The organism is Pseudomonas sp. SST3, assembly GCF_003325755.1.
Map to the genome: position 1 here is coordinate 1 of NZ_QORI02000119.1, position 4421 is coordinate 4421.

Genomic DNA, 4421 nt, shown 5'->3' on the forward strand with positions numbered 1-4421 from the left:
ATGCGGTCGTACAGCACATAAATGGCCACGCCCTGAGCGGCTTTTTCCCTCAACAGGGCCTGCAATTGACGGCCCAGTTCGTCATCGTGAATGATGAAAAACTGGAACAGCACGGCGGCTTTGCGTGACGGATAGCCTCGAAGATCGCGCCGAACGTGGCATGCCTGGCCATTGATCAACAGGCGCACTTCGTTGTTGGCCAGGCAGGCATGCGGCCCAGCTTGGGCATGGCGCGCAAGGAGGCATAGGCGCTGGAATTGCGCGCGCGAGCGCTTCCTCCACCCAGGGGCGCCAGTTCAATTCGGTAATGGCCGTGTGCATTTCCTGGTTGGCCTGGCGACGGGCCTGGATGTACGCGTCGAACGTGCTGCGGCCGAAAATCAGGTAGGGGATCAGCGTCAGGTAGGGCATGAACATCAGTGACAACGCCCAGGCAATCGAGCCTTGTGCGGTGCGCACGGTCAGTACTGCGTGGATCGCGGCGAGCGTTCCAAGAAAGTGCAGCGTGGCAATGACGTAGGCGAGCAGGTGCGGGCCAAAGAAATCCATGAACGACGTAACTCCAGGCAGTCCAGTGCGTAACAGACCATGAACGGCTGTGAATGTCGCTATTTTATTTGCCATGCAACACTGGCTGCTTTGCGACGTCTAACGCCCACAATTACCCAGGAGTTACCCGATGAATGCTCGTCTGCTTGGTTTGGCCATGGTTGTTGGTTTGTCGCTGCCTGTGGCGGCACAGGCGCAGATGCTGGCGCCGGGCTTGTGGGAATTGACCACCAGCAATATGAAAGTCGATAACCAGGACCTGCCGGACTTGTCGCTGATCCTCGGTCAACTCAAGCAACAGATGACCCCTGAACAGCGCGCCATGCTCGAAAAACAAGGCATTAACATGGCCGGTAAAGGCGTACAGGTGTGCCTGACCCCGGCCCAGGTGGCCTCCGATTCGATCCCCCTGACCGACCCTCAATCGGGCTGCAAACAGGAAGTCACCGACAAGAGCGGCAACCAGTGGAAGTTCCGCTTCAGTTGCCCGAAAGCCCAGGGCACTGGGGTGGCAACGTTTCAGAGCCAGAAAGAATTCACCACCAGCGTCAACGGTACCTTCAATGCCACCGGGATCCAGCAGAAGGGTAGCCTGGACAGCCACGCTCAGTGGCTGGGCAACGATTGCGGTTCAGTCAAACCCCGCGCCTAACGCCCAAACTGCAGGGGCAAGCCCTGGCAACTGTTGACCACCTGGCCGTTGTGCCAGGCCAGGTGGCCGCTGACCAGTGTGGTACTCACGCTGTGGCGAAAGCTGCGTTCTGCAAAGGGTGTCCAGCCGCAGCGGGCGAGAATAGGCTGGCTGTTGACCGGCTTGCCGGCAGGCTCCGGTTTGATCAGTACCAGGTCGGCCCAGTAGCCTTCGCGCACGTAGCCGCGATCAGCGATGGCAAACAGGTCGGCCACGCGGTGGCTGGTCTTGGCTACCAGAGTGGTCAAGGGCAAATGCCCGTCGGCCACCAACTCCAGTAACGCCGGCAGGGCATGCTGCACCAGAGGCAAGCCCGAGGGCGCTTGCCGATAGCCCAACTGTTTTTGCGCCCAGGTATGCGGCGCATGGTCGGTGCCAATCACATCCAGACGATCACTCAATAAATGCCAGGCGCAGCGCGTCGCGGTCGGTGCGGGTCTTGATCGCCGGGTTGCATTTGATCTGGTGGCCGAGGTGGTGGTAATCGCGGTCATCGAACAGCAGGTGGTGCAGGCAGACCTCGGCGTGATGTGCTTGTCGGCCAGGGGCTTGTCTTCGAACAACGCCAGTTCCCGCGCGGTGGTCAGGTGCAACACATGCAGGCGCGTGCCATGGCGTTTTGGCCAATTCCACGGCAAACGATGACGAGCGATAACAGGCCTCGGCATCGCGGATCAGCGGGTGGGCGACTGCGGGAATATGCTCGCCGAAGCGTTCGCGCAGGCGTTGCTCGTTGGCCAGGATGCTGGGCGTGTGTTCGCAGTGAGCGAGCAGGATGGTCGGCACCTCGGCAAACAGGCGCTCCAGAACGCGTGGGTCGTCCACCAGCATATTGCCGGTGGATGCGCCCATGAACACTTTGACTCCAGCCACTTCACGAGGAGCGAGGGCCGCGACGGTGTCGAGGTTGTCGTTGCTCACGCCAAAATGAAAGCCGTAGTTGGCCACTGAATGCAGTGCGGCACGGCGCTTTTTTATCGGCCAGGGCTTCCAGGTTCAAGGTGGCCGGGTGAGTGTTGGGCATATCCATGAAGCTGGTGATACCACCGGCCACCGCCGCGCGGGATTCGCTGTAGAAGCTGCCTTTTTTCCGGCGCGCCGGGTTCGCGAAAATGCACCTGGTCGTCGATCATCCCTGGCAGTAGCCACTGGCCGTTGGCATCGATTTCCACCGGTTCGTTATCGCCTTGAATGCTGGCGGCAATCTTCTCGATACGACCATTAGCGATCAGTACGTCGGCGTCGAATACCTGGCCTTCGTTGACCAGGCGGGCGTTGCGGATCAGCAGGCGGCTCATGGTTCAGAACTCGTTTTGCAGGGCTTTGTAGCCGCGCACCAGGTCGACGTTAGTGCGTGCCACGTCTTCGGAAAACTCCGAGGCGCTGACACTCACCGGTGGGAATTGCGACAAGTCGGTGTTGGGGCCGATACGCGTGGTGGAGGGCACGTAGAAAGCGGCGGGCAGGTCGCGGCCGTCGACCACCGAGTTGTGGCGCACCACGCACCCATCGCCGACGGCGCAATTGAACAGCACACTGTTGAAGCCAATAAACACGCGGTCGCCCACCGTGCAGGGGCCGTGGACGATGGAGCGATGAGCGATGGAGGTGAATTCGCCGATGGTCACTGCTGCGCCGGATTTGGAGTGGATGACCACGCCGTCCTGGATGTTGGAGTTGGCGCCGATGGTGATCGGGTCCATGGCGCCGCTGGCATCCACTTCGTCGGCGCGGATCACGGCGTAAGGGCCGACGAACACGTTCTCACCGATGATGACTTTGCCGCAGATGATCGCGGTCTTGTCGACGTAGGCCGATTCGGCAATCACCGGCAGGTCGCCGGAAGGATTTTTGCGGATCATGGCTGGCTCAGTGCGGCGCACAGGGTGTTGAGGTTGTATTCGAACAGCCCGATAAAGGTGCTGGCCGGGCCTTCTGCGGCGAGGGCGTCGGAGTACAGCGTGCCGCCGATCTGTGCGCCGCTTTCGTCAGCGATCTGCTTGAGCAGGCGCGAGTCTTTGATGTTTTCCATGAACACGGCTTTGACCTTGTCCTTGCGAATCTGGGTGATCAGTGCGGCAACTTCAGCGGCCGAAGGGTCACGTTCAGTGGACAAGCCCTGGGGCGCGAGGAACTGGATGCCATAGGCCTGGCCCAGGTAGCCGAAGGCGTCATGGGAGGTGACGATGCGGCGGTTACCCGGTGGCAGGGCGCCGAACTTGGCCTTGGCCTCTTCCAGCAGGCTATGGATTTGTTTGAGGTAGGCCTGGCTGTTGCGCAGGTAGGCGGTCTTGTTGGCCGGGTCGGCGGTACACCAAGGCCTTGGTGATGTTGCTCACATAAATCTCGGCATTGGCCAGATTGTGCCAGGCGTGCGGGTCGGGAATGGTTTCGCCATCCTCGTCCATGGTGTGGGAAATCACGCCTTTGCTGGCGGTGACCACCGTTGCCTTGGTTTCGGTGCTGGTGACCAGGCGGTCCAGCCACGGCTCGAAACCGAGGCCGTTCTTGATGATGACCTTGGCCTTGAGCAGTGCCTTGGCGTTGTCCGGCGTGGGTTCATAGGTATGGGCGTCGGCGTCCGGGCCGACCATGTTGCTGATCTGGATATGCTCGCCACCGATCTGGTGGGTAATGTCATCGAGAATACTGAAGCTGGTGACCACTTGCAGTTTGTCGGCGGCGTGGGCCATCGAAAGCGGCAGCAGCAGGCTGAACAGCACGAATAGAGCGCGCATCGGGAAACACCTCATTGGGATGTGAGCAAAGGCGGGCGGCGCAACAAACCGTGCACCGGACCGAACACCACGGACAACAAATACCCAGCGCCCGCCACCAGCACGATCGCCGGGCCGCTGGGCAGTGAGTAGTAGAACGACAGCAGCAGACCCAACCACACCGACAGGCAGCCCAGCAGTGCCGATACCGCGATCAGTACTGGCAGGCGTCGACTCCAGAAGCGTGAGGCAATGGCCGGCAACATCATCAAGCCGACCACCATCAACGCGCCGATGGCCTGGAAACCAATCACCAGGTTCAGCACCACCAGGGTCAGGAACACGCCATGGGCGAGGGGGCCGAGGCGGCTGACGGTTTGCAGGAACAGCGGGTCGAGGGTGTCCAGCAGCAGCGGTTTGTAGATCAGCGCCATGGCGATCAGGCTGAAACCCGAGACCCATAG

General features: G+C 60.8%; 3 protein-coding genes and 3 pseudogenes. 1 reads left to right on the top strand and 5 read right to left on the bottom strand.

Annotated elements, in window-relative coordinates:
* Nucleotides 1-549 (bottom strand): annotated as a pseudogene (locus tag DQ405_RS24730) (PLDc N-terminal domain-containing protein); the annotation flags it as partial.
* Nucleotides 550-679: 130 nt separating this feature from the next.
* On the opposite strand from DQ405_RS24730, the gene DQ405_RS24735 reads away from it, so the two are divergent.
* Nucleotides 680-1201: a DUF3617 domain-containing protein gene (locus tag DQ405_RS24735; RefSeq protein ID WP_014720569.1), complete on the top strand. Its 522-nt coding sequence runs from the start codon at nucleotides 680-682 to the stop codon at nucleotides 1199-1201.
* Here the strand turns inward: DQ405_RS24735 and DQ405_RS28805 are convergent.
* The 4 genes and pseudogenes from DQ405_RS28805 to DQ405_RS24760 all read right to left on the bottom strand — a co-directional run.
* Nucleotides 1198-2538, bottom strand: a pseudogene (locus DQ405_RS28805) (dihydroorotase). The gene DQ405_RS24735 and the pseudogene DQ405_RS28805 sit on opposite strands and share 4 nt — an antisense overlap.
* Nucleotides 2539-2541: 3 nt before the next feature.
* Nucleotides 2542-3102, bottom strand: a complete 561-nt coding sequence (locus DQ405_RS24750; RefSeq protein ID WP_005792581.1) for a gamma carbonic anhydrase family protein — start codon at nucleotides 3100-3102, stop codon at nucleotides 2542-2544.
* A pseudogene (locus DQ405_RS24755) lies at nucleotides 3099-3978 on the bottom strand (metal ABC transporter substrate-binding protein). Before DQ405_RS24755 ends, DQ405_RS24750 begins: the two are co-directional and overlap by 4 nt.
* 11 nt (nucleotides 3979-3989) lie before the next feature.
* Nucleotides 3990-4421: metal ABC transporter permease (locus DQ405_RS24760; protein WP_174824720.1), on the bottom strand; the 432-nt coding region annotated here is incomplete at its 5' end.

Coding starts and splice junctions, on each gene's coding strand:
- DQ405_RS24750 (WP_005792581.1), bottom strand. CDS start 3,102: ATGATCCGCAAAAATCCTTCCGGCGACCTGCCGGTGATTGCCGAATCG.
- DQ405_RS24735 (WP_014720569.1), top strand. CDS start 680: ATGAATGCTCGTCTGCTTGGTTTGGCCATGGTTGTTGGTTTGTCGCTG.